At 64.6% G+C, this 25,407-nt stretch carries 25 protein-coding genes; 13 read left to right on the plus strand and 12 right to left on the minus strand.

Going from position 1 to position 25,407, the window contains the following annotated elements:
• Positions 1 to 13: 13 nt before the first annotated feature.
• A complete protein-coding gene (locus tag AC0L27_RS21480) occupies positions 14 to 1,153 on the plus strand; it encodes an amidohydrolase/deacetylase family metallohydrolase (RefSeq protein WP_354256001.1) in 1,140 nt (379 codons plus the stop codon).
• Positions 1,154 to 1,193: 40 nt separating this feature from the next.
• Here the strand turns inward: AC0L27_RS21480 and AC0L27_RS21485 are convergent, their stop codons facing one another.
• Positions 1,194 to 2,339 carry an acyl-CoA dehydrogenase family protein gene (locus tag AC0L27_RS21485; RefSeq protein WP_354207520.1) on the minus strand — a complete coding sequence of 382 codons (1,146 nt, stop codon included), beginning with the start codon at positions 2,337 to 2,339 and terminating at the stop codon, positions 1,194 to 1,196.
• A 126-nt stretch (positions 2,340 to 2,465) separates the two neighbouring features.
• On the opposite strand from AC0L27_RS21485, the gene AC0L27_RS21490 reads away from it, so the two are divergent.
• Positions 2,466 to 3,143 carry an alpha/beta hydrolase family protein gene (locus AC0L27_RS21490; RefSeq protein ID WP_275172781.1) on the plus strand — a complete coding sequence of 226 codons (678 nt, stop codon included), beginning with the start codon at positions 2,466 to 2,468 and terminating at the stop codon, positions 3,141 to 3,143.
• A gap of 4 nt (positions 3,144 to 3,147) precedes the next feature.
• Here the strand turns inward: AC0L27_RS21490 and AC0L27_RS21495 are convergent, their stop codons facing one another.
• Positions 3,148 to 4,122 (minus strand): ketopantoate reductase family protein, encoded by a 975-nt coding sequence (locus tag AC0L27_RS21495; protein WP_354207523.1) that lies wholly within the window; start codon positions 4,120 to 4,122, stop codon positions 3,148 to 3,150.
• A 154-nt stretch (positions 4,123 to 4,276) separates the two neighbouring features.
• Here AC0L27_RS21495 and AC0L27_RS21500 point away from each other — a divergent pair, with 154 nt between their 5' ends.
• Entirely contained in the window at positions 4,277 to 5,080 is an 804-nt protein-coding gene (locus AC0L27_RS21500; protein ID WP_354207525.1) for an enoyl-CoA hydratase-related protein, read from the plus strand.
• 117 nt (positions 5,081 to 5,197) lie between these two features.
• On the opposite strand, the gene AC0L27_RS21505 is transcribed toward AC0L27_RS21500, so the two are convergent.
• Positions 5,198 to 6,082: a LysR family transcriptional regulator gene (locus AC0L27_RS21505; protein WP_354207527.1), complete on the minus strand. Its 885-nt coding sequence runs from the start codon at positions 6,080 to 6,082 to the stop codon at positions 5,198 to 5,200.
• Positions 6,083 to 6,194: 112 nt separating this feature from the next.
• Between AC0L27_RS21505 and AC0L27_RS21510 the strand changes: the two genes are divergently transcribed.
• The 4 genes from AC0L27_RS21510 (at position 6,195) to AC0L27_RS21525 (ending at position 10,458) form a co-directional block, all read left to right on the plus strand.
• Positions 6,195 to 7,559: an FAD-dependent oxidoreductase gene (locus AC0L27_RS21510; RefSeq protein ID WP_354207529.1), complete on the plus strand. Its 1,365-nt coding sequence runs from the start codon at positions 6,195 to 6,197 to the stop codon at positions 7,557 to 7,559.
• Between the two features lie 33 nt (positions 7,560 to 7,592).
• Positions 7,593 to 8,597 (plus strand): ABC transporter substrate-binding protein, encoded by a 1,005-nt coding sequence (locus AC0L27_RS21515; RefSeq protein ID WP_354207531.1) that lies wholly within the window; start codon positions 7,593 to 7,595, stop codon positions 8,595 to 8,597.
• A gap of 270 nt (positions 8,598 to 8,867) precedes the next feature.
• Entirely contained in the window at positions 8,868 to 9,641 is a 774-nt protein-coding gene (locus AC0L27_RS21520; RefSeq protein ID WP_275172787.1) for an ABC transporter ATP-binding protein, read from the plus strand.
• A complete protein-coding gene (locus AC0L27_RS21525) occupies positions 9,634 to 10,458 on the plus strand; it encodes an ABC transporter permease (protein ID WP_354207534.1) in 825 nt (274 codons plus the stop codon). Before AC0L27_RS21520 ends, AC0L27_RS21525 begins: the two co-directional genes overlap by 8 nt.
• Positions 10,459 to 10,632: 174 nt before the next feature.
• Here the strand turns inward: AC0L27_RS21525 and gtdA are convergent, their stop codons facing one another.
• Positions 10,633 to 11,673, minus strand: a complete 1,041-nt coding sequence (gene gtdA / locus AC0L27_RS21530) for a gentisate 1,2-dioxygenase (protein ID WP_275172789.1) — start codon at positions 11,671 to 11,673, stop codon at positions 10,633 to 10,635.
• 180 nt (positions 11,674 to 11,853) lie between these two features.
• On the opposite strand from gtdA, the gene maiA reads away from it, so the two are divergent.
• Together maiA and AC0L27_RS21540 are read left to right on the plus strand one after the other, a co-directional pair.
• Positions 11,854 to 12,486, plus strand: coding sequence for a maleylacetoacetate isomerase (gene maiA / locus AC0L27_RS21535; protein WP_354207536.1), 633 nt, complete (start codon positions 11,854 to 11,856; stop codon positions 12,484 to 12,486).
• Positions 12,476 to 12,985 carry a MarR family winged helix-turn-helix transcriptional regulator gene (locus AC0L27_RS21540; protein WP_275172791.1) on the plus strand — a complete coding sequence of 170 codons (510 nt, stop codon included), beginning with the start codon at positions 12,476 to 12,478 and terminating at the stop codon, positions 12,983 to 12,985. The genes maiA and AC0L27_RS21540 overlap by 11 nt, the downstream gene beginning before the upstream one ends.
• A 186-nt stretch (positions 12,986 to 13,171) precedes the next feature.
• Here the strand turns inward: AC0L27_RS21540 and AC0L27_RS21545 are convergent, their stop codons facing one another.
• From AC0L27_RS21545 to AC0L27_RS21560, 4 genes are all read right to left on the minus strand, one after another.
• Positions 13,172 to 14,785 carry a benzoate-CoA ligase family protein gene (locus AC0L27_RS21545; RefSeq protein WP_354207539.1) on the minus strand — a complete coding sequence of 538 codons (1,614 nt, stop codon included), beginning with the start codon at positions 14,783 to 14,785 and terminating at the stop codon, positions 13,172 to 13,174.
• A complete protein-coding gene (locus tag AC0L27_RS21550) occupies positions 14,782 to 15,921 on the minus strand; it encodes an FAD-dependent monooxygenase (protein ID WP_219684556.1) in 1,140 nt (379 codons plus the stop codon). The genes AC0L27_RS21545 and AC0L27_RS21550 overlap by 4 nt, the downstream gene beginning before the upstream one ends.
• 263 nt (positions 15,922 to 16,184) lie before the next feature.
• Positions 16,185 to 17,021, minus strand: a complete 837-nt coding sequence (locus AC0L27_RS21555; protein WP_354207541.1) for a cysteine rich repeat-containing protein — start codon at positions 17,019 to 17,021, stop codon at positions 16,185 to 16,187.
• 154 nt (positions 17,022 to 17,175) lie between these two features.
• On the minus strand, positions 17,176 to 18,177 hold the full coding sequence (locus AC0L27_RS21560; protein WP_354063527.1) for an NADP-dependent oxidoreductase: 1,002 nt from the start codon (positions 18,175 to 18,177) through the stop codon (positions 17,176 to 17,178).
• Positions 18,178 to 18,384: 207 nt separating this feature from the next.
• On the opposite strand from AC0L27_RS21560, the gene AC0L27_RS21565 reads away from it, so the two are divergent.
• Both AC0L27_RS21565 and AC0L27_RS21570 read left to right on the plus strand, forming a co-directional pair.
• Positions 18,385 to 19,680 (plus strand): dicarboxylate/amino acid:cation symporter, encoded by a 1,296-nt coding sequence (locus AC0L27_RS21565; protein ID WP_275172795.1) that lies wholly within the window; start codon positions 18,385 to 18,387, stop codon positions 19,678 to 19,680.
• A gap of 12 nt (positions 19,681 to 19,692) precedes the next feature.
• Positions 19,693 to 20,613, plus strand: coding sequence for an amino acid ABC transporter substrate-binding protein (locus AC0L27_RS21570; protein ID WP_354207544.1), 921 nt, complete (start codon positions 19,693 to 19,695; stop codon positions 20,611 to 20,613).
• Between the two features lie 71 nt (positions 20,614 to 20,684).
• Here the strand turns inward: AC0L27_RS21570 and AC0L27_RS21575 are convergent, their stop codons facing one another.
• From AC0L27_RS21575 to AC0L27_RS21590, 4 genes are all read right to left on the minus strand, one after another.
• Complete coding sequence (locus tag AC0L27_RS21575) at positions 20,685 to 21,050, minus strand: nuclear transport factor 2 family protein (protein WP_027569996.1); 366 nt, start codon at positions 21,048 to 21,050, stop codon at positions 20,685 to 20,687.
• Between the two features lie 109 nt (positions 21,051 to 21,159).
• Positions 21,160 to 21,510, minus strand: a complete 351-nt coding sequence (locus tag AC0L27_RS21580) for a RidA family protein (RefSeq protein ID WP_354207548.1) — start codon at positions 21,508 to 21,510, stop codon at positions 21,160 to 21,162.
• 115 nt (positions 21,511 to 21,625) lie between these two features.
• Complete coding sequence (locus AC0L27_RS21585) at positions 21,626 to 22,543, minus strand: extracellular catalytic domain type 1 short-chain-length polyhydroxyalkanoate depolymerase (protein ID WP_354207550.1); 918 nt, start codon at positions 22,541 to 22,543, stop codon at positions 21,626 to 21,628.
• A 3-nt stretch (positions 22,544 to 22,546) separates the two neighbouring features.
• Complete coding sequence (locus AC0L27_RS21590) at positions 22,547 to 24,205, minus strand: FAD-binding dehydrogenase (protein ID WP_354207928.1); 1,659 nt, start codon at positions 24,203 to 24,205, stop codon at positions 22,547 to 22,549.
• Positions 24,206 to 24,498: 293 nt separating this feature from the next.
• On the opposite strand from AC0L27_RS21590, the gene AC0L27_RS21595 reads away from it, so the two are divergent.
• Together AC0L27_RS21595 and AC0L27_RS21600 are read left to right on the plus strand one after the other, a co-directional pair.
• On the plus strand, positions 24,499 to 24,969 hold the full coding sequence (locus AC0L27_RS21595; RefSeq protein ID WP_027515230.1) for a Clp protease/crotonase-like domain-containing protein: 471 nt from the start codon (positions 24,499 to 24,501) through the stop codon (positions 24,967 to 24,969).
• 225 nt (positions 24,970 to 25,194) lie between these two features.
• Positions 25,195 to 25,389 carry a hypothetical protein gene (locus AC0L27_RS21600; RefSeq protein WP_354207552.1) on the plus strand — a complete coding sequence of 65 codons (195 nt, stop codon included), beginning with the start codon at positions 25,195 to 25,197 and terminating at the stop codon, positions 25,387 to 25,389.
• The last annotated feature ends 18 nt before the right edge of the window (positions 25,390 to 25,407 follow it).

Consider the following 25,407-nt stretch of genomic DNA (forward strand, 5'->3'; position numbering starts at 1 on the left):
TCCGGAGACGATGATGCCCTTCGACTTGATCCTGCGCGGCGGCCGTGTGGTCGACCCGTCCCAGAAGCTCGATGCCGTGGCCGATGTCGCCTTTGCCGGCGGCAAGGTCGCTGCGATCGGCAGTGGGCTCAAGGCCGATCCAGGCACTGACGTGCGCGAGGTCTCGCATTTCATCGTGACGCCGGGACTGATCGATCTCCACACCCATGTCTATTGGGGCGGCACTTCGCTTGGCATCGACGCCGAGGAATTTTGCCGCCTCTCCGGCGTCACCACTGCGGTCGACACCGGCAGCGCGGGGCCCGGCAATTTCGCGGGCTTCCGCAAGCACGTGATTGAGCCGAGCCAGGTCCGCATTCTCGCTTATCTGCACGTCTCGCACGCCGGCATCTTCGGCTTCTCGCACCGGATCATGGTCGGCGAGAGCGAGGAGCTGCGGCTGATGAATCCGATCGAGGCGGCCAAGGTGGCCGACGCCAACCGCGACCTCATCGTCGGCATCAAGGTGCGCGTGGGGCTGCACTCCTCGGGCACGTCAGGCGTCGTGCCGCTCGACATCGCGCTTGAGGTCGCGAACGAAGTCGGCATGCCCCTGATGGCGCATATCGATCATCCGCCGCCGAGTTACGAGGAGGTGCTGGCGCGCCTGCGCCCCGGCGACGTGCTCACCCATGCGTTCCGGCCTTTCCCCAACACGCCCGCAACCGCGCAGGGCACGGTGAAACGGGCGGTGCTCGACGCTCGCGAGCGCGGCGTGTTGTTCGACATCGGTCACGGCAAGGGCTCGTTCGCGTTCAAGACCGCACGCGCCATGCTCGCAAACGGCTTCTATCCGGACACCATCTCGTCCGACATTCATCAGCTCTGCATCGACGGCCCGGCCTTCGATCAGGTGACGACCCTGTCGAAATTCCTGTGCATGGGCATGCCGCTGTCCGACGTCATCGCAACCTCGACCGTCAACGCCGCGATGGCGCTGCGGCGGCCCGAGCTCGGCAGCCTCAAGCCGGGCAGCGTCGGCGACGCCACGCTGATCTCGGTCAAGCAAGGCCAGTTCGACTATGAGGACGTCGTCGGCGAGCACCTGATCGGCGATCGCAAGATCGTCTCCGAGGGCGTCGTCATCGGCGGCCGCTGGTGGCATCCGAATTGAGCGGCAGGCCGCTCACGCCGACCTGATTACAGCGACTTGATTACAGCGATCTGGCGATCAACAGCTTCATGATCTCGTTGGTCCCGCCATAGATCTTCTGGATGCGGGAATCGATGAAGATGCGCGAGATCGGATATTCCTGCATGTAGCCGTAGCCGCCGAACAGCTGGAGGCATTCGTCGGCGGTCTCGACCTGCTTCTCTGAGCACCAGTATTTCGCCATCGACGCCGTGACGGTGTCGAGGTCCTTTGCGACCAGCCGCTCGATGCACCAGTCGACGAACACGCGCGCGATCATCGCTTCGGTTTTGCGCTCGGCGAGCTTGAAGGCGGTGTTCTGAAAATCCATCAGCGGCTTGCCGAACGCTTTCCGCTCCTTGGTGTAGTCGGTGGTGAGCTTTATCGCGCGCTCCATCGCGGCGACCGCGCCGACCGCGAGCGCGAGGCGCTCCTGCGGCAGTTGCTGCATCAGCTGCACGAAGCCCTGGCCTTCCTCGCCGCCGAGCAAATTGTCCGGCGGAACCGTGACGTTGTCGAAGAACAGCTCGGACGTGTCGGAGGCATGCAGGCCGATCTTGTCGAGGTTGCGCCCGCGCTTGTATCCATCCGCGCCTGCGGTTTCGACCACGATCAGCGAAATGCCCTTGGCGCCGACATCTCCGGTGCGCGCGACCACGATGACGAGATCGGCGGCCTGGCCGTTGGTGATGAAGGTCTTCTGTCCGTTGATGACGTAGGAATTACCCTGCTTCCTGGCGGTGGTCTTGACGGCCTGCAAATCCGAGCCGGTGCCGGGCTCGGTCATGGCGATGGCGCCGACCATCTCGCCCGAGGCCATCTTCGGCAGCCAGCGCTTCTTCTGCTCCTCCGAGCCGTAATTGAGGATGTAGTGCGCGACGATGGCGCTGTGCACGGAGACGCCGGTCGTCAGCTCCGGCACCGTGCTTTCGAGGTCGTCGAGCACGGCGGCATCATAGGCGAAGGTCGCGCCCAGCCCGCCATATTCCTCCGGCACGCTTGCCAGCAGCGCGCCCATCTCGCCGAGCCCGCGCCAGGCAAAGCGGTCGACCATCTTCTGCTCGCGCCATTTTTCGGCATGCGGGGCCAGATCCTTGGCAAGATACTTCCGGAACTGGTCGCGGAAGATTTCGAGCTCTTCGGTCATCCAGGAGGAACGGTAGGACATGGTCACCTCGGTCAATGCGGCGTTCCGGCTTGGTAGGCCAGGGTTTGGCGGCAATTATTGTGTTTTCAGGCTGCGCCGGTGACGCTACCAAGGCGGCCGGAGCAGCGTCTATCGGGATCGTTGATTGTGGCTGTCAAAACTCAAGAGCTCAAGCTCGACATCGCGCGCATCGGCACGGTCTCGGCGATCCTGACGCAGCCGGGCAATGCGCGCGCCTGCTACGTTCTGGCCCATGGTGCCGGTGCAGGGATGCGGCACGCATCGATGGACAAGATTGCGGAGGGGCTCGCTGCTCGCGGCATCGCCACCTTCCGCTTCAATTTTCCCTACATGGAAAACAAGCAGGGCCGTCCCGACCCGCCGGCGGTCGCCCACGCCACGATCCGCGCGGCAGTCGAGGAAGCCGCGCGGCTCTGCCCCGGTGTGATGCTCGTTGCGGGCGGAAAATCCTTCGGCGGGCGCATGACGTCGCAGGCGCAGTCGAAGACTCCGCTGCCTGATGTCAAAGGGCTCGCGTTCCTCGGTTTTCCCCTGCACGCCGACAAGAAGCCGTCGACGGAGCGCGCCGAGCACCTGGCCCATGTCGAGATCCCGATGCTGTTCCTGCAAGGTACCCGCGACGGGCTCGCCGATCTCGGCCTCCTCAAGCCGGTCATCGCCGCTCTTGGCCCGAAGGCGACGCTGCACGAGGTCGAAGGCGGCGATCACTCCTTCGCGGTGCTGAAGAAGTCCGGTCGCAGCAATGAAGAGGCGCTTGCGGAGGTACTTGATGTGCTCGCGGCCTGGATCGACAAACTCGCCTGAAATCTCACGCCGAATATAGCCCTTTGTCGCGCGCCTTCTGGATCGCGAGGGCGGCAATGAGATCGAGGGTCGGCGTCGACAGGCCGGCGGTGCGCGCGAAGGCTTGGGGCGCCTTCACCAGGACGTCGATCTCCATGGCGCGGCCGAGCTCGTAATCCTGCAGCAGCGACGGCTTGTGATTGGGGGCGGGACCACTGCGGCTCACGCGTTTGACCTCGGGGATGAAATGCTGGGCGATCTCGTTGGCCTCGTTCAGCATCCGCGGAATGACGTCCGCAAAGGCGGGGTCATCGCGCACGCCGCGCGCGGTCTGGCCGGTGAGCAGGCACAGCACCGACAATGACATGTTGGTCAGCAGCTTTGACCAGATCGCCTCGCGGATCTCGGCGACCGGCGGCGATTCCAGCCGCGCGTCGGTGAAAACACCGCGCAGCGTCGTGATGCGCTCGCAATTGCGATCGTCGCATTCGCCGATCAGCAGGCGGTTGCGGTCGGGCGTCAGGTTCTGCACCACGCCGGGCGCGATCACCTCGTTGGAGGAGAAGACCACGCCGCCGACGATCCGCTCCTTCGGGATGCAGGCGCGCAAGCGGCCACCCGGGTCGAGGAAGGAGATGTCGGGCGGGGTCGGGTGTCGCGGCGGCAGGCCGATCCCGTACCACCAGGGAATGCCGTTCTGCGCAAAGACGATCGCGGTGCCATCTTGCAGTAGCGGCTTGATGCTGGAGACCAGCCCCTGGAGCGCGGTGGCCTTGAGCGTGGAGATCACGACGTCCTGGGGGCCGAGCTGGGCCGGATCGCCGGAGGCGTTCACCTTGGCGGAGACCTCGGAATCGCCGACGCGCAGCTTGAGGCCGTTGGCGCGGACCGCCTCCAGATGCGCGCCGCGCATCACGCACGAGACCTCATGGCCGGCGCGCGCCAGCCGAACCGCAAGATGGCTGCCGACGGCGCCCGCGCCGAAAATGCAGATGCGCATGTGATGTCCGTCCCTGATCCCTTGATGCCGCCCCGCGACAGCATGACACAAGCCGCCATGCGATGGACGCGGCCGCCCTACGCTCGAAAGATATGGATCAAGGCGCGGAGCCTCGGTCATAGTGCGCGCCAAACAAGCGAGCGGAGGAACACCGATGACCGACAGCCCCGTCCTGTGGACCCTGGATGCGCGTGGGGTTGCGACCGTCACGTTGAACCGGCCGGAGGTCAACAACGCCTATGACGGCGCATTGATCGCGGGCGTGCTCGCGGCCATGGACGATCTCGGCAGCAAGCCCAACCTTCGCGTCGTCGTGCTCAAGGGCAACGGCAAGCATTTCCAGGCCGGCGCCGATCTCAAATGGATTAATGGCGTGCGGCCGCAATCGACCGAGGCGAACGAGGCGGCGTCGCGTGCGACGTTCGAGGCCGTGCAGCGGCTCAACACGCTGCCGATCCCGACGGTCGCGCTGGTGCAGGGCGGCTGCTTTGGCGGCGGCACCGGCGTGATCGCGGCCTGCGACGTCGTGATCGCGGCTGACAATGCCCTGTTCTCGATTACCGAAGTGCGCTGGGGCCTGACGGCGGCGATCATCATCCCGCAGCTCTGCGATGCCATCGGTGTACGGCAAGTCCGCCGCTACGCGCTGACAGGTGAACGTTTCGGCGCCGAGGACGCCCGTCGCATCGGCCTCGTCCACGAGGTGGTGCCGTTCGCCGATCTCGACGTCGCAGGCAGCAGGGTGGTCGAGCAGTTGCTTGCCAACGGACCGGAGGCGATGGCCGAGACCAAGCGACTGGCGCTGGAGAGCTCGTTCGGCGGAATGGCGGTGGACGATGCGGCTTATGACCGCCTCGTGCAGCTGCATTCGCTGAAGCGACAGAGCGCGGAAGCCGCGGAGGGTCTGGCGTCGTTCGCGGAGAAGCGTGCGGCGAATTGGGGAGGTGCTAAAAGCTGAACGCGAGTAGCCCGGATGGAGCGAAGCGCAATCCGGGAACGGACCAACCGAACCTCCCGATTGCGCCGCGTGGCACGAACCCGGATGACGCTTGCGCTCCGTCCGGGCTACGGGCCTTTACAGCGACGCCGCGAGTGATCTTTTCAGCAGTGTGAGCAGCGCCTGCACCGCGGCCGCATTGCGTCGCCGCTCGGGGATCGCGGCCTTCACCCACAATTCCGGAATCGGAAAGTCGCGCAGCACCGGCTTGAGCGAGCCGTCGCGCAACGCGTCGGCGACGAGATAATGCGAGATCAGCGCAATGCCGTTGCCCGCGATGGCGCTGCGCGCCAGCACATGTCCCTCGTTGGACGAGAGCAGCGGGCTGACCTGGATGCTGATGCGGCCGCGCGGGCCGTCAAAGATCCATTCCGGTCCCGTCGGCAGGAAGCTGAGGCAGCGATGCTCGACGAGGTCGCGCGGATGTTTTGGCGTGCCGTGCTTCCTCAGATAAGCGGGTGAAGCGCAGAGCAATCGCTTCAACGCGCAGAGCGGCTCGTCGACCACGCCGCCGAAGGAATGCGGGAAGGCGCCGATGGCGATGTCAAAGCCTTCGGTCACCGGATCGACGGGGCGGTCGATCAGCACGATCTCGAGCTTGAGCCGCGGGTTCTGGGTCTGGAATGCGCTGAACGCGTCGGCCAGCCGCGCCACCGTCAGCGAGGTCGGTGCCTTGATGCGCAGGTGATCGACGAGATCATGGCCTTTCTCGCCCATGCGCGAGAGCAGGTCGGTGGCATCGGTGACGACGCCGCGGGCGCGATGCACGTAGCGCTGGCCGGCTTCCGTCAGCCGCAATTGCCGCGTCGAGCGGTGAAACAGCGGCGTGCCGATGCGTGCCTCCAATTGCGTCACGCGCTTGGCCACGACCGAGGTCGAGACATTGAGTTTTCGCGCAGCGGCGGAGAAGCCCGCCGCATCCGCGGTGGCGAGGAAGGCCTGGAGGTTCACGAGGACGTCCATGTCGACCTTTCTCGATTCGTGAAAGCTGATCGCATATTTTGGTGGATTGTAGCTCGGCACGCGTTAATTCATAGTCCGGTCCAAGCAAGAGATTTTGGGAGCAGGACGCGCCATGCAGGCCACCACGATCGAAGAACCGGCGCGCCAGGTGCCGCTCTACGGCGAATATGAAGTCGTCGTGCTCGGCGGCGGTCCGGCCGGCATCGTGGCGGCGGCCTCAAGCGCTCGCGCTGGGCGGAAGACGCTGCTGATCGAGCGCTACGGTTTCCTTGGCGGCATGGGGACCGCTGCCGGCGTCACCAATTTCTGCGGCCTGCACGGGAATGTCTACGGCGAGGCCCACCGGCTGGTGCAGGGCATGGCGTCCGAGCTGCTGGCGCGGATTGACCATTTGAACGGCCTCAACGCGCCGCATCTGATTCTCGGCAAGGTCTTTGCCCAGGCCTACGACACCGCCGCCTACAAGATCGCGGCCGACCAACTGCTCGCCAGTCACAAGGTGCACGTGCTTTTCCATGCGCTCGGTGCCGGCGTCGTGATGGGCGATAACAGCCGCATCGATGCGCTGATGGTCGAGACCAAGGCCGGCCGGCAGGCGGTGCGATCGGAGATTTTCATCGATTGCTCCGGCGACGGCGATCTCGCGGTCTGGGCCGGCGCGCCGTTCGAATTCGGCGACGAGCACGGCCATCCGATGTACCCCTCGATGATGCTCCGTCTCAACGGCATCGATCCCGCGAAGGCGGGCGAGGCCTGGCGCACCATCCCGCAATTGATGGAGAAGGCCATTGCCGCCGGCACCCACACATTCCCACGCAAGAGCGCGATCGTGCGGCCGCAGAAATCCGGCATCGAATGGCGCGTGAACTTCACGCAAGTGGCGCGCGAGGACGGCCATGCCATCAACGGCATCGAGCCTGATGATCTCACCCGGGGCGAGATCGAGGGCCGCAAGCAGGCGCTCGCGGCGTTCGAATTCCTGCGCACCGTGCCGGGCTTTGAAAGATCCTACATCGTCGACCTGCCGCCGCAGCTCGGCATCCGCGAGACCCGCCGCATCACGGGCGGCTACCAGCTCAGCGGTCAGGACGTGCTCGGCTGCGCCTCGTTCGAGGATTCCATCGGGGTCAACGGCTGGCCGATCGAGGCCCATGTCCCCGGCGACGTCGTCTTCACCTTCCCGCCGATCCCGGAATCGCGCGGCTATAACGAGCTGCCTTACCGCATGCTGGTGCCCGAAGGTGTCGACAATCTGCTGGTCGCGGGCCGCTGCGCCTCGATGACCCATGAGGGCCAGTCGGCGGCCCGGGTCTCCGGTGCCTGTTTCGTGATGGGGGAGGCGGCAGGTTCCGCCGCCGCGCTGGCGCTCTCCGGAAACCGCATTCCACGCGATATCCCCATTGAAAAATTGCAGGAAACGTTGAAACAACAGGGCGCCTTCATCGGACGGGACCAGCCCGTGCCCGAGGGCCTGTAACGACTGCATGATAACGACGCCGGAGGAAACGAAATGATCGGGATTGTGCGGCTCGCGCTAGCTGGCCTGATGGCGATCACGGCGATGGGCACGGCCCGAGCCGAGGACGCGCCGAAGGCCAGGATCGGCGTGCTCAGGCTATCCTCCTCCGCGCCGGTCTTCATCGCACAGGACAAGGGCTATTTCCGCGAGGCCGGCCTCGACGTCGAGCTGAAATTCTTCGATGCGGCGCAGCCGATCGCGGTGGCGACGACTTCGGGCGATGTCGATTTCGGCGTCACCGCCTTTACTGCCGGTCTTTACAATCTCGCCGGCAAGGGCGTGCTCAAGGTGATCGGTGGCATGAGCCGCGAGAAGGCCGGCTATCCCCTGATCGGCTATTTCGCCAGCAATAGCGCTTATGCCGCCGGGTTGAAGACGCCGAAGGACCTCGCGGGCAAGCGCGTGGCGATGACGCAGGTCGGCTCCTCCTTTCACTATTCGCTCGGCCTGCTTGCCGACAAATACGGCTTCAAGCTCGCCGACGTGAAGATCGTGCCGCTGCAATCGCTGTCGAATGCGGCGGCCGCGCTGAAGGGCGAAACCGTGGATGCGGCGCTGCTGCCGATCTCCACCGCGCGAAAGCTGATGGACGACGGCGGTGCGAAGTTCCTCGGCTGGGTCGGCGACGAGACACCCTGGCAATTGGGCGCGGTGTTCGCCTCGCCGAAGACGCTGACCAACAAGGTGCTGGTGACGAAGCTGCTCGGCGCTTTGGCAAAGGCCGACCGCGAATATCACGACGTCATCCTTGCCGCGATGAAGGACGGCGTCGCGCCGATCAATGACAAGACAAAGCCGCTGCTGGAGATCATCGCAAAATATACCAACCTCCCGGTCGAGCAGGTGGTGGGCAATTGCGCCTACATCGATCCCGACGGCAAGCTGGATGTGAAGAACGTCGACAACCAGATCAAATGGCTCCAGGAGCAGGGTTTTGCCGACAAGGGCTTTGACGCGAACGCGATCATCGCAAAGGAATTTGTGAAGGCGGATTGATGCTGCGCGCTCCTCTCCATCTCCGTCATCCCCGCGCAACGGCAAAGCCGTTGTCGCTGGAGGTGCTCGCGAAGCGAGCCTCGAAGGATGCACGGCCCGGATGCAGCAGGGCCGTTACTGTTGCCAAGCCCTCAGTGTCGTCCCGGCGAAGGCCGGGACCCATACGCCGAGTGGAAGTTGTGGCGCAGAGTAGTCATTGCCTGTCTTCGCCAAATTCAATTCGGTGGTTATGGGTCCCGGCGTTCGCCGGGACGACACTGGGGCCATGACATGGACCTGATCGCCAACCACATCACCCATCGCTTCGGCGAACTCGCCGTGCTCGACGACGTCTCGTTCACCGTCGGCGCGGGCGAGGTGGTGGCGATCGTGGGCCCCTCGGGATGCGGCAAGAGCACGTTGCTGTCGATCCTCGGTGGCCTATTGCTGCCGACCTCGGGCGCGCCCGAGCTGCGTGGATCGCCGCCGGCGGACAGTCTCAATCCGCTCACCTTCGTGTTCCAGGATTTCGCGCTGCTGCCCTGGGCCAATGTCGAGGAGAACGTCGAATTCCCGCTGCTGCACACCCAGCTCTCGGCCGTGCAGCGCCGCGCGCTGGTCGACGATGCCTTGCGCCGCACCGGCCTGACCGATTTTCGCAAGACCTATCCAAAGCAGCTTTCCGGCGGCATGCGCCAGCGCGTCGGCATTTCGCGCGCGCTCGCGGTCAGGCCGGCCATTCTCCTGATGGACGAGCCGCTGTCGGCGCTGGATTCGCAGACCCGCGAACTGCTGATGGAGGATTTCGTCCGGCTGCTCGCCGATGGCGGCATGGGCGCGGTCTATGTCACGCATAATCTCGAAGAGGCGGCGCGGCTTGCCGATCGCATTGTGGTGTTGTCGCGGCGTCCGGGCCGCATTCGGGAGGTCGTGAGCGTGCCGATGACGCGCACTGAGCGCGGTGACATTGCAGCCCGTGAAAAGCTGCTCGCGCTGCAGAACCAGATCTGGTCGCTGATCCGCAACGAGGCGATCGATGCCGAGCGCGAGGTTCAGCATGCTTGATCGCGCTCCGGCGGGAACATCTGCGAAGGATGAAGCGGTCCGGCGCGTCCGCTTTCGCGGCGCCGGCTTCGTGCCGGCGAGCAGCCGTTTCGGCGGCTGGATCGCACTCGCGCTGGTCATTGCGATCTGGCAGGCGGCCGGCAGCACCGGCCTCGTCAATCCGCTGTTCCTGCCGCCGCCATCGGCGATCGCACGGGCGATCTACCAGCTCGCGATCTCGGGCGCGCTGTGGCAGCACCTTTCCGCGTCGCTCCTGCGGATCGGTGTCGGGTGGCTGCTCGGCACGGCGGCCGGTGTCGCGGTTGGCTTTGGCATCGGCCTGTCGCGGCTGGCGCGCAGCGTCGGCATCACTTTCATCTCGGCGCTGTTCCCGATCCCGAAGATCGCGCTGCTGCCGCTGTTGATCCTCTGGCTTGGCATCGGCGAAGAGCCGAAGATCGCAACCATTGCGCTCGGCGTGTTCTTCTCGACCGCGATCTCGGTCTATAGCGGCGTCGACGCGGTGCCGCGCAATCTCATCCGCATGGCGCAGAGCTTCAATGTGCCGTTCGCCACCATCGTCCGCAAGGTGGTGTGGCCGGGCGCGCTGCCCGCGATCCTCGCCGGCTTCCGCATCACGTCGTCGGTGGCGCTTCTGCTCGTCGTCAGCGCCGAGATGATCGGCGCGCAGTACGGTATCGGCGCGTTCGTGTTGCAGGCCGGCAATTTGATGCAGACGGATCAGCTGCTCGCGGGCGTGGTGATTTTATCGGTGTTCGGGTTGATCGTGGGGCGGGTGATCAACTGGCTGGAGATACGGCTGTTGCACTGGCGGTGAGGCTTACCCCGCCGTCGTCCCGGCGAAGGCCGGGACCCATACCGCGTGATCTATCGAGGGAGCGCGGTGTTCGTACCGAAGAACAACTAAGAGTCTTCGCCAAACATCTCCCTGTGGTTATGGGTCCCGGCCTTCGCCGGGACGACGGCGGAGAGTGCGGCTAACATTCGCACCTCACGCATTCCCGCGATCCTCCCGGAACAAATCCAGCTTCTGCTGCACGGGGCGATCCGAGAAGCTGAACAGCACCGCATCCATGTCCGCCTCGTGCGTGACCCATTGCCAGCTCGGCACCACGAACAAATCGCGCGGGCCCCATTCGAAGGTCGATTCCCCGATGCGGGTACGGCCGTGGCCTTCGATCGGACAGAACACCGTCGCGTCCGTCGCGCGATAGCGTGCGGTCTTGAAGCCCTTCGGCAGCAACTGGATGAACGTGCCGATGGTCGGCATCGCAAAGTCGCCGGTCTCGGGGTTGCTGAATTTCAGCTTCAGCCCGTGACATGCGTCCCACTCCTGGCTCGCGCGGGCTTTCTCCAGTGCCTCGCGCGTGTAGGCATAGGGGTAGCTGAAGATCGGCGACGTCTTCGAGCTCCGCTTCACGTCGACCGGTAGCAGATTGTGGCCGTAGCGCGCGAAGCTGTCGCCGGCCGGCCTTGTAATCTTCTGCTGGTCCTCGTTGGAGCCTTCCGCGAAGGAGCAGTCGAAGAACTGCACCAGCGGAATGTCGAGACCGTCGAGCCAGAACATCGGCTGGTCGGTCTCGTTCGAATGATCGTGCCAGGTCATCGACGGCGTGATGATGAAGTCGCCGGGCTCCATCGCGGTGCGCTCGCCGTCGACCGCGGTGTGGGCGCCCTTGCCTTCGAGCACGAAGCGCAGCGCCGATTGGCTGTGCCGGTGGGCGGGCGCGACGTCGCCGGGCACCACCATCTGCACGCCGGCATAGAGCGACGTGGTGATTTTCGACTGCCCGCGCAGGCCTGGATTTTCCAGCACCAGCACGCGCCGCTCGGCTTCTTTCGCCGTGATCAGCTTGCCGGCTTCGGTCATGTAGTCGCGGATGATGTCGAACTTCCACAGATGCGGCCGGCAGGCGCTCTTCGGCTCCGGCGTGATCAAATCGCTCATGACCGTCCACAGCGCGGTGAGATTCTCGCCGTCGATCTTCTTGTAGAACGCCTCGCGTTCCGGCGTCTTGGTCACGGCTTCCATGGTGCGGCTCCCATCGTTTTGTTAATTGACAGTATACTTACGATCTAGGTAGCGTCAACGTGTCGAATGACAGTCCAGGTCGTCTTTCCGGGGCGATGCGTTAGCATCGAACCCGGAATCTCGAGATTCCGGGTTCGCCCTTCGCGCGCCCCGGAATGACAGACAAAAGGGAGGGTTCCGATGAAGCTGCACGGTTATTTCCGCTCCAGCGCCGCCTACCGGGTACGGATCGCGCTGAACCTCAAGGGCCTCGGTGCCGAGCACCTGCCGCATCACCTTCGCAAAGGCGAGCAATGCGCGCCCGCCTATCTCGCCATCAATCCGCAGGGCCTGGTGCCCGCGCTGGAGGACGATGCGGGCGCAGTGCTGACCCAGTCGGTCGCCATCATCGAATGGCTCGACGAAACCCATCCCAACCCGCCGCTGCTGCCGAAGGATAGTTTGCAGCGCGCCAAGGTGAGGGCGTTCGCGCTGGCGATCGCCTGCGACACTCACCCCGTGCAGAATCTGAAGGTGCTGGCGCGGCTGCGCGAGCTTGGCCTTGCCGAGGACAAGGTTCAGGACTGGGCGGCCTGGGTCAACCGCGAGGGGCTCGCGGCCTGCGAGACGCTGATCAGGGACGAGCCGGGCCCGTTCTGCTTCGGTGAAGCACCGACGCTTGCCGATCTCTGCCTGGTGCCGCAACTCGCCAATGCCCGCCGCTTCGGCGTCGATGTCTCCGCCTATCCGCGTCTGCTCGGGGCGGAAGCTGCGGCCAAGGCGTTGCCGGGGTTCGTCGACGCCGCGCCGGAGAAGCAGCCCGATGCCGAGTAAGCCGCCTCCGATCACGATCAACGCGGTCTATGCCGCGCCGGGCTATCTGTTCCGGCGCATGCAGCAGATCGCGGTCTCGATCTTCATGGAGGAATGCAAGGCGTTCGACCTCACGCCGGTGCAATACGCGGCTCTGATCGCGATCCACACCCATCCCGGCATCGACGCGACGCGGCTGTCCGCGGTGATCGCCTTCGACCGCTCCACGCTCGGCAGCGTAATCGAGCGGCTTCAGGCCAAGGATTTCGTCGAGCGCAGGCCGGCGCCGGAAGACAAGCGGATCAAGCTGCTCTATTTGACAAAATCAGGCGCGGCGATCCTGCGTGACATCATTCCCGCCGTCGAACGCGCCCAGGCGCGGATGCTGGAGCCGCTCAAGCCGGCGGATCGCAAGGCGCTGATGGGGCTCCTGGTGCAGCTCGTCGATCTCAACAACGAGGCGTCGCGGGTGCCGCTCCGGGCGGAGGACGCGCTGGAGCATATGGGGAAGGCGGGGTGAGCGCGAGTTTGTGACGATAGCGGCGCCTCATCCTCGGTGTCGTCCCGGCGAAGGCCGGGACCCATACGCCGAGGCACCTGTGATAGCGCGAGAAGGTCATTGCCTATCTTCGCCAAACCAAACTCGGTGGTTATGGGTCCCGGCCTTCGCCGGGACGACAGCGAATATGAAGCTGCGCTGTTGCCCTCACATCCGCAGCAGCGCCTGCCGGTCGATCTTCCCCGTGCCCGTCTTCGGCAGTTCGTCGATGAAGATCACCTCACGCGGATATTTGTAAGGTAGCAGCTTGCCCTTCACGTAATCCTGCAGCCTGCGGGTCGCTTCGCTTTGATCGGCGGCGCGGCTGTTCATCACCACGACCGCCTTCAGGGTCATGCGCCGGTCCGGCAGCTCGGCGGCGAACACCGCGCACTCGCGGATGTCCGGGTGGTCGGCGAGGCACAGCTCGACCTCGAGCGGGTAGACCCACTGGCCGGAGATCTTGATGAGATCATCGGCGCGGCCTCGGAAGAAGTGAAAGCCGTCGGCATCGCGGACGAAGCGGTCGCCGGTGTAGATCCAGCCGCCCTCGCGAATGGTTTCGGCGGATTTGTCCGGCCGGTTCCAGTACAGCGGCGTGTTGGAATCACCGCGTACCCACAAGATGCCTTCCTCGTCGTCGGCGACATCGCGACCGTCCTTGTCGCGCAGCGCGACCTCGTAGCCGGGCACGCGCAGGCCGGCGGCGCCGAGCTTCTTCCGCTCGGGGTGGTTGGAGAGATAGATGTGCAGCGCCTCGGTCGAGCCGAGGCCTTCGACGATCTCGAGACCGGTGAGCGTCTTCCAGGCGTTGAAGACGTCGGCCGAGAGCACCTCTGCGGCCGAGAGCGCCATCCGCAGTGACGAGAAGTCGGTCCTGTCGGCACCCTCGGCCTTGGTCAGCGATGTATAGAGCGTCGGCAGGCCGAAGAAGACCGTCGGCTTATACTGCTCGATCGCCGAAAAGATCGCCGCGGGCTTCGGCTGCCCCGGCAGCAGCAGCGTCGTCGCGCCCGCCGAGAACGGGAAGGTGATCGCGTTGCCAAAGCCATAGGCGAAGAAAATCTTCGGCACCGAGAAGCAGATATCGTCCGGCGTCAGCTTCAAGATGTTCTGCGCAAAGGCCACTTCGCTATAGGCCATGTCGTGCTGGAGATGCACGATGCCCTTGGGCCGGCCGGTCGATCCGGACGAGTACATCCAGAACGCCATCTCGTTGCGATGCGTACCGGCTTCCGCGAGTTCGACCGGAAACTGCGGGAGCCAGCCGGCGGCAGAAACGGCGTTCGGCGAGGCGTGATCGCCCGCAGCGCCGTTGACGACGACCAGCGTATGCAGGGCCGTGTCCTTGCAGGCCTCGGCGTTGAAACGTGCACAGAACTCGGCATCCGCCACCGCAACAGAGGCGCCGGAATCCGCGAGATAGAATTGCAGCAGATCAGGCGGTGTCAGCGTGTTGATCAGCAACGGCACGAAGCCGGCGCGCACCGCGCCGAAGAACGCGGCGGGATAGGCCGGGGTATCGTCGAGGAACAGCAGCACCCGATCGCCGCGCTTGAGGCCTAGTGACGCAAAGCCGTTGCCCCAGCGGCAGGCGTCCGCGCAGAGCTCGGCATAGGTGCGCGTGCCCGCGGGGCCAATGAGCGCGAGCTTGTCGCCGCATCCTCTCGCGAGATTGTCGAACAGCACGCGGCTGGCATTGTAGACCTGCGGAACGGAAAAGCCGATCTCGCGCGCGCCCGCGCAGTCGGCGGGCACCTGGTCGTTGATCTGCCCGCTCATGCCTCGTCCCCACCGTTTTTGGCGGCTTCGTAGCGCGCCATGAACGCCGGCGACATCGCGCGCAGGCGGGAGTCGTCGATGCGGCCGGAGCGGGTGATGTAGCTATAGGCAAAGTCCATCAGGCCTTGCTGCATGTGCTGGGCAAAGTGCTCGTACCAGAAAGCGCTGGTCCGCGCGGCGTTGACGAGCTTCTGCACCACCGGTTTTCGTGCGGCCTGGTAGCGATGCAGCGCGGTCGAGAGATGTGCATCCGATTCCAGCGCCTTGACCAGCGCAATGGCGTCCTCGATCGCGAGCCGCGTGCCAGAGCCGATCGAGAAATGCGCCGAGTGCAGGGCGTCGCCGAGCAGCACCATGTTCTTGAACGACCAGTGCTCGTTCCAGACCCAGGGGAAGTTGCGCCAGACTGATTTGTTGGAGACCAGCGAGCGGCCGCCGAGCGTGTCGGCGAACACCTCCTCGCAGACACCCTTGGACTGCTCCACGTCCTTGTAGGCGAAACCGTAAGCCTGCCACGTCGCATGATCGCATTCGACCAGGAACGTGCTCATGGTCGGCGAATAGCGGTAGTGATGGGCGTTGAAGGCGCCGCGGTCCGTCTTCACGAAGGTCTGCGACAGCGTGTCGAAACGCTTCGAGGTGCCGTACCAGACGAACTTGTTGGAGGAGTAGGACAGCGAGGTGCCGAAATCGCCCTCGAAGGCGCGGCGCACCAGCGAGTTCAGCCCGTCGGCGGCGACGATCAGATCGTGGCCGTTGAGCTGGTCGATCGCATGAATTGGCGTGTCGAAGCGCGGGGTGACGCCGGCATCGAGCGCGCGCTGCTGTAGGAATCGCAGCAGTTCGAGCCGACCGATCGAGGAGAAGCCGACACCGTCGATGGCGACGCTGTCGCCGCTCAGGTTCAGCGTGATGTTCTCCCAGCTCTCCATGTGCGGCGCAATCGCGTCGACCGTCTCGGGGTCGTCAGCACGCAGGAATTCGAGCGCCTGGTCAGAAAACACCACGCCAAAGCCCCAGGTCGCGTCGGCCGGGTTCTGTTCGAACAGGTCGACTTGATCCTCGGGGTGACGCTTCTTCCAGAGATAGGCGAAGTAGAGTCCACCGGGCCCCCCGCCAATCACGGCGATCCGCAACGTCTGTCCTCCCTGATTGACAGTATACTTACTATCTAGGGGTAGACTAATGTGCTCCGGCTTCCCGCGCCAGCGGAATTTATTGGCAAAGCGCGCGGCACGCCGAAGCTCGTGCCCGGACGCGCGTTTGGCGCGTGTCCGAAGCAGTGGCGTGCGAAGCATAGCCAAACCGCGCCGGCTTGGCCATCCGCACGTCAGACGCAGCGCTTCACCCAGACACCATTTACGAGCACGGTGCAGCAGACGGCAGGGTGGCTCGCTTCTTAGCGTGCGGCAAACGGTGCCAGCACGTCCTTGCAGGCGGGCGACAACGAAGCGGCATTGTTGGCAACGCATTGGATGATCCGACCGCCACCTGGCGCCACGCTGCCGCACAGCGTGCGGACATCCTCGCGACATGCGGACTGGACGATGAACAGCTCTTCGCGCGGCCGCAGCGGGCGCAGCACGATCACGGCAGGCGCGGCTGCCGGTGCAGCTGCCGCCGCAGGGGTTGCGCCCGCAGGTGCCGTCGTTGCTGCCGCGCCACCGCCGGCCGCAGCGGACACGGCCTTCTCGCAGGTCGGCGAAACCTTCGCCTTGTTCTTCTCCAGGCATTCGAGCGCAGGCGCGCCGCCCGGCGGCACGCTGGCGCACACCTTGGGATAATCGGCACGGCACGCGCTCTTGACGGCAGCGATCTGCGCGCTGCTCGGCTGTTTGGCGGCAGCGGGCTTTGCGGCGGGAGCGGTTTCAGCCTTCGGCGCGGCAGGCGCGGACTCCGCCTTGGGTGCAGCCTGCTTGGGTGCAGCCTCTTTGGGTGTAGCCTCGATCTTCGGCGCGGCTTCGGTCTTTGGCGCGGCAGCAGGCTCGACGGCGCGAACCGCGGTTTGGCATCCCGAGGACAGGCCGGACATATTCTTCTGCAGGCATTGATAGGCTTCCACGCCGCCGGGCTTGACGCTCGCGCAGTGCGCCATGAAGTCCGAGCGGCATGCGGAGCGGATCGCGCTCTTCTGCGCCTCGGTCGGTGCTTGCGCGAATGCGCCTGCTGCAGTTGCGAAGAGAGCCGCCGCCAGCAACGCCCCGCGTGCCGACGCATGTTTCAACGTGTTGAACATCTGAGTGAATTCCTGCCCTGTCGGTAACGCCGAAGTTTTACAAATCTGATGCAAACGCAATCATCGCGAGTGATGCCTCGCGAGCGATATCTTTGGCCGCTTTGGCTGCCACCGCAAGTAGATATGCCCGCGAAATTGCGACGTAACTACGTCGTCAGAGCTTGACCATGCGCTTGCCGCGGTTCTCGCCCGCGAGCAATCCGATCAGCGCCTTCGGCGTGTTCTCGAGGCCGTCGATGATGTCCTCCTGCACCTTCAGCTTGCCGGATGTGACCCAGGCCTGGAGGTCGGCGAGCGCACGCTGGCTTTCCTTCATGTAGTCCATCACGATGAAGCCCTGCATGACGAGCCGCTTCACCACGATCAGGCCGGGCACGCCGCGCGGGCCGTGTGCCGACGGCGCGCCGTCATATTGCGAGATCGCGCCGCAGCAGGCGATGCGGCCGTAATTGTTCATCTGCGGCAGGCAGGCTTCGAGAATGTCGCCGCCGACATTGTCGAAATAGACGTCGATGCCCTTCGGCGCCGCCGCGCGCAACGCCTTGAACACCGCGCCGTCCTTGTAGTCGACGGCGGCATCGAAGCCGAGCTCGGAGGTCAGCCAGCTGCACTTGTCGGCGCCGCCGGCGATGCCGATGACGCGGCATCCTTTGATCTTTGCGATCTGCCCGACGATCGAGCCGACCGAGCCCGCGGCCGCGGAGACCACGACCGTCTCGCCCCCCTTGGGCTTGCCGATCTCCAGCAGGCCGAAATAGGCGGTGAGGCCGGCGATGCCGAAAACGCTGAGCAGATGCGTCATCGGCTCGAGCTTCGGCATCTTGGTGAGATGCTTGGCGGGCACTGCCGCCAACTCCTGCCAGCCAGTGTCGCCGAACACGATGTCGCCCGGCGCAAGCCCCGGCGCCTTTGAGCTGATGACCTCGGCGATGGCGCCGCCGGCCATCACGCTGTTGGCTTCGACTGCTGAACGATAGGTCGCGCCGTGCATCCAGGCGCGGTTGGCGGCGTCGAGCGAGATGTATCGTACGCGCAGCAAGGCCTCGCCGTCCTTCGGCTCAGGCATCGCACCTTCGACCATCTTGAAGTGCTCAGGGCCGAGCTTGCCGCTGGGCTTTTCCACCAGAAGAATCTGACGATTGACGCTGCCGCTCATGATGTTTCCCCTAGGTCGTTTGACGATTATTGATGCAGCTGCCGCAAGAAAAACGTGCAAGCCGCATTCGTTGTGCGCTGCATGAAGCTAGATCGCGGGCGCCAGCTTCGCAACGGGAACATCCGCCCCGGCGATCGCACGCCAAGCGTGTTGCGCAGTCGTCATATCTGCGACATCATGAAGCGGTCGGTGTAGCGGGGGTGTTCAATGTCGAACAGGTTTACGCAATTCATTCTGGTGGCGATGGTGCTCGGCATCATCATGGGCGCGGCGATCTACAATTTCCTGCCCGACACGCGGGGCGACTGGGCCTCGTCCATCAACCTGATCGCCGTGATTTTCCTGCGCCTGATCAAGATGATCATCGCGCCGCTGGTGTTTGCGACCCTGGTCGGCGGCATTGCTCATATGGGCTCGGGTTCCAAGCTCGGCCGCATCTTCGCCAAGACCATGGGCTGGTTCGTCAGCGCCTCTTTCGTCTCGCTGATGCTCGGCCTCGTGATGGTCAATCTGCTCCAGCCCGGCGCGAATTTCCCCGGTACGCTGCCTGACAAGGCGCAGTCGACCGGCCTGCCGGTTTCCGCCTTCTCGATCGAAAAATTCCTGACCCATCTGATCCCGACCTCGATCGCGGATGCGATGGCGCAGAACGAGATCCTGCAGATCGTGATCTTCGCCGTGTTCTTCTCGGTGGCGATGGGCTCGATGCCCGAGCGCTCCAAGCCGATCCTGGCGCTGATCGACGACATCGGCCACATCATGCTCAAGGTCACCGGCTATGTGATGCTGTTCGCGCCCTTCGCTGTCTGGGCCGCCATCACCGCGACGGTTGCCAAGAACGGTTTGCTGGTGCTCTGGAAGCTCATCGTCTTCATGGGCGGCTTCTATCTCTCGCTCGCGATCCTGTGGGGCATCCTGGTGGTCGTGGGCTTCATCGTGATCGGGCCGCGCTACGCCCATCTGCTGAAGCTCATCCGCGAGCCGCTGATGATCGCGTTCTCCACCGCGAGCTCCGAAGCGGCCTATCCGAAGACGCTGGAGGGGCTGAACAAGTTCGGCGCCTCGTCGCGGATATCGAGCTTCGTGCTGCCGCTCGGCTATTCCTTCAATCTCGACGGCACGATGATGTACTGCACCTTCGCGAGCGTCTTCATCGCGCAGAGCTATCACATCGACATGCCGCTCGGCACCCAGCTCGCGATGCTGGCGACCCTGATGATCACCTCGAAGGGCGTCGCCGGCGTGCCGCGCGCCTCCCTCGTGGTGATCGCCTCGACGCTGTCGCAGTTCGGCATCCCCGAGGCGGGGCTATTGATGATCATGGGCATCGACACCTTCCTCGACATGGGCCGCAGCGCTACCAACGTGATCGGCAACACGCTCGCGACCTCGGTCGTGGCCAAGTGGGAAGGCGAGCTCGGGCCCGAGCACGAGCTTGGACCGGGCGATGCCGTGCCGGGGGACATGATCCCCGGCGAAGTGCCCGCGATGGCCGGCCATTGATCGGAGTGCATCATGCGCCTTTCAATGGCGATACCGGGCGGCCTGCTGCTGGCAGCGTGCCAGCTGGCAACGGGTGCCTCCGCCCAGACCGGTGGCAGCGAAGGGCTTAGCCCGACGCTGTCAGCCATCAAGACCGCGCACACCGTGCGGCTCGGCTATCGCGAGAGCTCGCCGCCGTTCTCTTTCCTCGACCAGGCCAACCGGCCGATCGGCTACAGCCTCGAACTCTGCGAGGCTATCGTCGAGGAGATCGGCGTCGAGGTCGACGATCCCAATCTCAAGATCGCCTACGTCAAGGTCACCTCGGATGACCGCATCGACGCCGTGCTCCAGAACAAGATCGACCTGGAATGCGGCTCGACCACGGCCAATGCCGAGCGCGGCAAGCGCGTTGCCTTCTCGCCGCTGATGTTCGTCGCCGGCACCAAGCTGATGGTGCCGAAGGCGTCCAGCGTCCAGTCACTGACTGATCTGAAGGGTAAGACTATCGTGGTGACGAAGGGCACCACCAACGAGCAGGCGATCCAGGCGGCCGACAAGAAGTCCTCGCTGGGACTGACCATCGTTGTCGGTGCAGATCACGAGCAGTCGTACCAGATGCTCGTCGACGGCAAGGCCGACGCGTTCGCGACCGACGATATCCTGCTGTCCAGCCTGATCGTGCGCCACAAGGCACAGGACAAATTCCGCGTCACCGGCGATTACCTGTCCTACGACCCCTACGGCATCATGTTCCGCAAGGGAGAACCGCAACTGGCGGCGGTGGTCGATCGCACCTTCCGCAAGCTCGGCTCCAACCACGACCTCGTTCCGCTCTACAACAAATGGTTCACCGCACGGCTTCCGACCGGCGAACGGCTGAACGTGCCGATCTCGCTGCAACTGGAGGAAGCCTTCAAGGCGATGGACGATTCCGCGAGCGCGAATAATTAACTTGTGCGACGAGCGAAAGCTCGCCCTCTCCCCTTACAAGGGGAGAGGGCGCAGCAACGATCAGCGCGCGCTCACGCACCCGCAGGCACCTGGTCCAGAAATCCCGTGATACTCCTGATGCGGCCGTCCTTCAGCACGGCGAAATCCGTCCCCTTGATCGGGCTGTCGATGCCATCAGGACCAAGACCCCAACTGAAGCGGACATGGTCGCCGTAGCCGTTGGGCTCGCCGATCAGCTTGAACTTGAAGTCGGGGAAGCGTTGCTGCACGCCTGCGATCAGCGCGTCGACGCCGTCATGGCCGTCACCCTTCATCAGGGGATCGACATAGCTCGCATCCGCTGTCCAGTTCTGGCTCAGCAGTTCGCGCCGGCGGCCGGCTGCACGTTCGTTCCAGAGATCGATGTAGCGGCGGGCGATGGTGATGGGGTCGGTCATTGTCGTCTCCTTCGATGGCGCCGTATCGTTCGGCTGACCTGACTATCGAAGGTTCACGCGCGCTGATCGATTACCTCTGAGGTCATCAGCGCGCGTGAATTTTCCGCGGTTACTTCGCCGCCGTGACCATGATCTCGACGGTGTATTGTGCTGCCGCGAGCTTGGCTTCGACGGTGGCGCGTGCCGGCGTGTTGCCGGGCGAGACCCAGGCGTCCCACACCGCGTTCATCTCGCCAAACGTCTTCATGTCGGTGATGTAGATCGTGGCCGAGAGCAGTTTCGACTTGTCGGTGCCGGCCTTGGCCAGATGGCTGTCGATGGTCGCCAGGATGTCCTGGGTCTGCTTCGTCACGCTTTCGCCGGCGGCGTTGTTGGCGACGACACCGGCGAGATAGACGGTGTTGCCGTGCACGACGACCTGGCTCATGCGCGGGCCGGATTCAAGACGCTGAATGCTCATTGGGGGTCTCCTTTGAATGGCGGCCCTGTCTAGCGCAGCGGCTTGCCCCGTGCCACCCCAGGCACGCATGCGTTGCCAGGCACGCATGCGTCGCTGGCCATGCATGTGTTGCGCTTCAAGGAAACTGGCCGAAGAACGTCCAGATCGTCTCGGCGGCGTCGATGTCGCCGTTCTGCGATCCGAGCAAGCTGGCGGCGACCTTCGGGAAGCGGGCATCCGGAGAAAATCCGGGCATGCGGTGACCGCCTTGATTGATGCGATAAAGCACGACGTCGTGCCCCTCAGGGCAGCGCGAGGAGATCCGTGTCACCGTGGACTGGTCTGTGGGCGCCCTGTCGGGCAGATCGGTCACGTCGGAATTGTCGGTCTCGCAGCCGTTGAGCTTGCGCCAGAACGCAAGCGTCTCGTCGGTGGACCAGAAACCGTCTGCGGCATAATAGCTCGATCCGCGGCCGCCCTCGTAGGGGACCAGCGGATCGGCCGTGCCGTTCATCAGCAGCATCGGCAGCGGCCGCGACGGATGGCACGTGACCGCGGCCTCATCGGTGAGGTTCATGCTCACGCTCGCGCCGGCAGCAAACAGATCGGCGCGGGCGCAGACCAGCGTCATGGCCATGGCGCCGCCATTGGAGATGCCGGCGACATAGACGCGGCGAGGGTCGGCGGTGCCGTTCGCCACCAGCTTCTCGACGAGTTTGGCGATGAAGGCGACGTCGTCGGTGCCTGCGGGCGGGCCACGGAGCGCCGGTCCGGCCTTGGTCCTCGCATCGGCCCATGCGTGGTTGAGGCCATCAGGAAAGACCACGGCGAACCCTTCGCGCTTTGCGACCTGCGGCCACGCCGTCCGCGTCATCATGTCGGCGCCGCGCTGGGTCTTGCCATGCAGCACGACCACGAGCGGCACGAGCCGCTTTGCCGGCAATTGCACAGCGTAGGACCGCTTCACGCCGTCGATGTCGATCGTATCGGCGGACGCAGCCGGGGCGGCGGCCAATGCCGCAACAAACGCCGCGATGCGCATCCCCCCCCGCATGGTCTAGCCCACGGCCTGCGCCGCGGCGCGGCCCGCATTGCGGCCCGAGAACAGGCAGCCGCCGAGGAACGTGCCTTCCAGCGAGCGATAGCCGTGCACGCCACCGCCGCCGAAGCCGGCGGCTTCGCCCACTGCATAGAGGCCGGGGATGACGCTGCCCTCATCGCCGAACACACGCGAAGAGAGGTCTGTCTCGAAACCGCCCAGCGTCTTGCGGGTGAGAATGTTGAGCTTGACCGCGATCAGCGGCCCTTGCGCGGGATCGAGGATGCGGTGAGGGGAGGCGGTGCGGATCAGCCTGTCGCCGATATAGCGCCGCGCATTGTGGATGTTCATCACCTGCGCATCCTTGACGTAAGGGTTCGTGATTTCACGGTCGCGCGCCTCGATCTGCATCTTAATGTGCTCGAGCTTGAGGAGGTCGCTGCCGACCAGCTTGTTCATGGCCGCAACGAGATACTCGATCTTGTCGCGCACGATGAAGTCGACACCATGGCTTTTGAACGCTTCCACCGGCGCCGGCGCGCCCTTGTTGGTGGCGCGCTTGATCGTCATGCGCCAGCTTTTGCCGGTGAGGTCGGGGTTCTGCTCCGAGCCCGACAGCGCAAACTCCTTCTTGATGATGCTCTGGGTCAGGATGAACCAGGAATATTCGTAGCCGGTGGACATGATGTATTGGAGCTGGCCGAGGGTGTCGGAGCCGGGGAAGAGCGGCGCCGGCAAGCGCGTGCCGGTGGCGTCGAACCACATCGAGGAGGGGCCGGGCAGGATGCGGATGCCGTGGCGCGGCCAGATCGGTGACCAGTTCTGGATGCCTTCGACATAATGCCACATGCGGTCGCGGTTGATCAGCCGCGCGCCTGATGTCTCGGTGATGCCGATCATGCGGCCGTCGACATGCTCGGGCACGCCGGAGATCATGAATTTCGGCGGCTCGCCGAGCCGCTTCGGCCAGTTCTGCCGGACCAGTTCGTGATTGCCGCCGATGCCGCCGGACGCCACGATCACGGCTTGCGCCTTCAACGCAAACTCGCCGACGACGTTGCGCGATGAGCTCTTGCCGCGCTCGACATTGTCGGGGGCGAGAATGGCGCCGCGGACGCCATCCACCGTGCCGTTGGTGATCGAGAGCGCATCGACGCGATGGCGGAACCGAAAGGTCAGCCGACCGCTTTTGACGGCCTCGCGCGCGCGGCGCTCGAACGGCTCGACGATGCCGGGCCCGGTGCCCCAGGTGACATGAAAGCGCGGCACTGAATTGCCGTGGCCCATGGCGTCATAGCCGCCGCGCTCGGCCCATCCGACCACGGGAAAGATGCGATGGCCCATCGCGCGCAGCCAAGCGCGCTTCTCGCCGGCCGCGAACGCCACATAGGCCTCGGCCCATTGGCGCGGCCAGAAATCCTCGTCACGGTCGAAGCCGGCGGTGCCGAGCCAGTCCTGCATCGCAAGGTCGAAGGAGTCCTTGATGCCGAGTCGGCGCTGCTCCGGCGAATCGACCAGGAACAAACCGCCGAACGACCAGAACGCCTGGCCGCCGACCGACTGCTCGCCCTCCTGGTCGACCACGATCACGCGCTTGCCGGCATCCGCAATCTCGGTTGCGGCCACGAGGCCCGACAGTCCTGCGCCGACAACGATGACGTCAGTCTCTTCAGTCATCCGTTCGGCCATGTGTTTTCCCCTGCATGTGTTTCCCCCTCCACAGGTTCCCCCCTGTAGTTGCCCGGATTGAAGCCGGCGGTTGCAACTGAGATCAAGAGTGTGGCGCGTAAGACATCGTTAACTTGTTCCACTTCGGGAAAAAGAGCGCCCGAGTGCAGCGCCGGCGCAACACTGGATTTGAATTTGTTTTGAACGAGCCGGCATGCCTAGACAAAACCGCGGTTACGACAGACCCTAGCAGGGCATCACCACCTGACACACAGATTCGAATTCGACTGGGGCGGGGGCCAATGAAGTTTCTGACGGGGTTGCTTGCGGCGGTTCTCCTGATCGCGAGCATGGGCGCTTCTCAGGCAGTGGTTCGGATCGCGGATGACCGCGGCGGCCGAATCGGAACCTACGTCGACAAATACCAGGACCTGCGACAGTCAGGCGATACCGTCATCATCGACGGTCTCTGCGCCTCTGCCTGCACCATCGTCCTCGGCGCCATCCCGCCTGACCGCATTTGCGTGACCTCGCACGCGACACTGGGTTTCCACGCAGCGTGGGATTTCGGCAGCAACGGCCGCGCCGTCACCAATACCGAAGCGACCCAGATGCTCTATGCGATGTATCCCTCGCAGGTGAAGCGCTGGATCAATCAGCGCGGCGGCCTCACCCCGCATATGCTCTTTCTGAAGGGCAGGCAGCTCCAGGCCATGTACAAGCCCTGCTACCTCGACGCGCAGGCCTCGGCCAACAAGCCGTCGCCAAGATAGACCGCGGCAGGCGCTCGCTTCGTCTAACCTGAATTTTCGTCATGGCCGGGCCTGTCCCGGCCATCCACGTTTTTGGGCCGGCGAGAAGTGCGTGGATGCCCGGGACAAGGCCGGGCATGACGGAGATCCTCCCCACCATACGACCCCCCGCCCGCCCACCGCGCTTGCCCGGCCCAGTCCCAGCGCCTATTTGAACGGCAGGGAACCCTTCACCCGATCGTTGTCATGGCTCAACCACTGCACCCCGCCCATCCCGTATCGGACAATTCGCCCACTGCCGGCCGGATGCCGGTCGTGCTGCTGTTGGCGGGTGCTGGCGTCAGCGGCCTGGTCGTGCTCGGGGCGCTCGCGCTCTGGTTCCACTACGGCAGCCAGGTGTTCTTCGAAATGATCAGGACCGGTTTCGCCGCCTGCTTCTGACCCGCGACAGGAAGTTTT

It is taken from the genome of Bradyrhizobium sp. Ken51 (assembly GCF_055807435.1).

Excerpts from the sequence above, each read along its gene's own strand:
- AC0L27_RS21565 (WP_275172795.1), top strand. The coding sequence starts at position 18,385 with ATGTCGAACAGGTTTACGCAATTCATTCTGGTGGCGATGGTGCTCGGC.
- AC0L27_RS21500 (WP_354207525.1), top strand. The coding sequence starts at position 4,277 with ATGACCGACAGCCCCGTCCTGTGGACCCTGGATGCGCGTGGGGTTGCG.
- AC0L27_RS21510 (WP_354207529.1), top strand. The coding sequence starts at position 6,195 with ATGCAGGCCACCACGATCGAAGAACCGGCGCGCCAGGTGCCGCTCTAC.
- AC0L27_RS21590 (WP_354207928.1), bottom strand. The coding sequence starts at position 24,205 with ATGACTGAAGAGACTGACGTCATCGTTGTCGGCGCAGGACTGTCGGGC.
- AC0L27_RS21560 (WP_354063527.1), bottom strand. The coding sequence starts at position 18,177 with ATGAGCGGCAGCGTCAATCGTCAGATTCTTCTGGTGGAAAAGCCCAGC.
- AC0L27_RS21480 (WP_354256001.1), top strand. The coding sequence starts at position 14 with ATGCCCTTCGACTTGATCCTGCGCGGCGGCCGTGTGGTCGACCCGTCC.
- AC0L27_RS21575 (WP_027569996.1), bottom strand. The coding sequence starts at position 21,050 with ATGACCGACCCCATCACCATCGCCCGCCGCTACATCGATCTCTGGAAC.
- AC0L27_RS21580 (WP_354207548.1), bottom strand. The coding sequence starts at position 21,510 with ATGAGCATTCAGCGTCTTGAATCCGGCCCGCGCATGAGCCAGGTCGTC.
- AC0L27_RS21495 (WP_354207523.1), bottom strand. The coding sequence starts at position 4,122 with ATGCGCATCTGCATTTTCGGCGCGGGCGCCGTCGGCAGCCATCTTGCG.
- AC0L27_RS21515 (WP_354207531.1), top strand. The coding sequence starts at position 7,593 with ATGATCGGGATTGTGCGGCTCGCGCTAGCTGGCCTGATGGCGATCACG.
- AC0L27_RS21540 (WP_275172791.1), top strand. The coding sequence starts at position 12,476 with ATGCCGAGTAAGCCGCCTCCGATCACGATCAACGCGGTCTATGCCGCG.
- AC0L27_RS21520 (WP_275172787.1), top strand. The coding sequence starts at position 8,868 with ATGGACCTGATCGCCAACCACATCACCCATCGCTTCGGCGAACTCGCC.
- AC0L27_RS21505 (WP_354207527.1), bottom strand. The coding sequence starts at position 6,082 with ATGGACGTCCTCGTGAACCTCCAGGCCTTCCTCGCCACCGCGGATGCG.
- AC0L27_RS21600 (WP_354207552.1), top strand. The coding sequence starts at position 25,195 with ATGGCTCAACCACTGCACCCCGCCCATCCCGTATCGGACAATTCGCCC.
- AC0L27_RS21570 (WP_354207544.1), top strand. The coding sequence starts at position 19,693 with ATGCGCCTTTCAATGGCGATACCGGGCGGCCTGCTGCTGGCAGCGTGC.
- AC0L27_RS21555 (WP_354207541.1), bottom strand. The coding sequence starts at position 17,021 with ATGTTCAACACGTTGAAACATGCGTCGGCACGCGGGGCGTTGCTGGCG.
- AC0L27_RS21485 (WP_354207520.1), bottom strand. The coding sequence starts at position 2,339 with ATGTCCTACCGTTCCTCCTGGATGACCGAAGAGCTCGAAATCTTCCGC.
- AC0L27_RS21545 (WP_354207539.1), bottom strand. The coding sequence starts at position 14,785 with ATGAGCGGGCAGATCAACGACCAGGTGCCCGCCGACTGCGCGGGCGCG.
- AC0L27_RS21595 (WP_027515230.1), top strand. The coding sequence starts at position 24,499 with ATGAAGTTTCTGACGGGGTTGCTTGCGGCGGTTCTCCTGATCGCGAGC.
- maiA (WP_354207536.1), top strand. The coding sequence starts at position 11,854 with ATGAAGCTGCACGGTTATTTCCGCTCCAGCGCCGCCTACCGGGTACGG.
- AC0L27_RS21525 (WP_354207534.1), top strand. The coding sequence starts at position 9,634 with ATGCTTGATCGCGCTCCGGCGGGAACATCTGCGAAGGATGAAGCGGTC.
- gtdA (WP_275172789.1), bottom strand. The coding sequence starts at position 11,673 with ATGGAAGCCGTGACCAAGACGCCGGAACGCGAGGCGTTCTACAAGAAG.
- AC0L27_RS21585 (WP_354207550.1), bottom strand. The coding sequence starts at position 22,543 with ATGCGGGGGGGGATGCGCATCGCGGCGTTTGTTGCGGCATTGGCCGCC.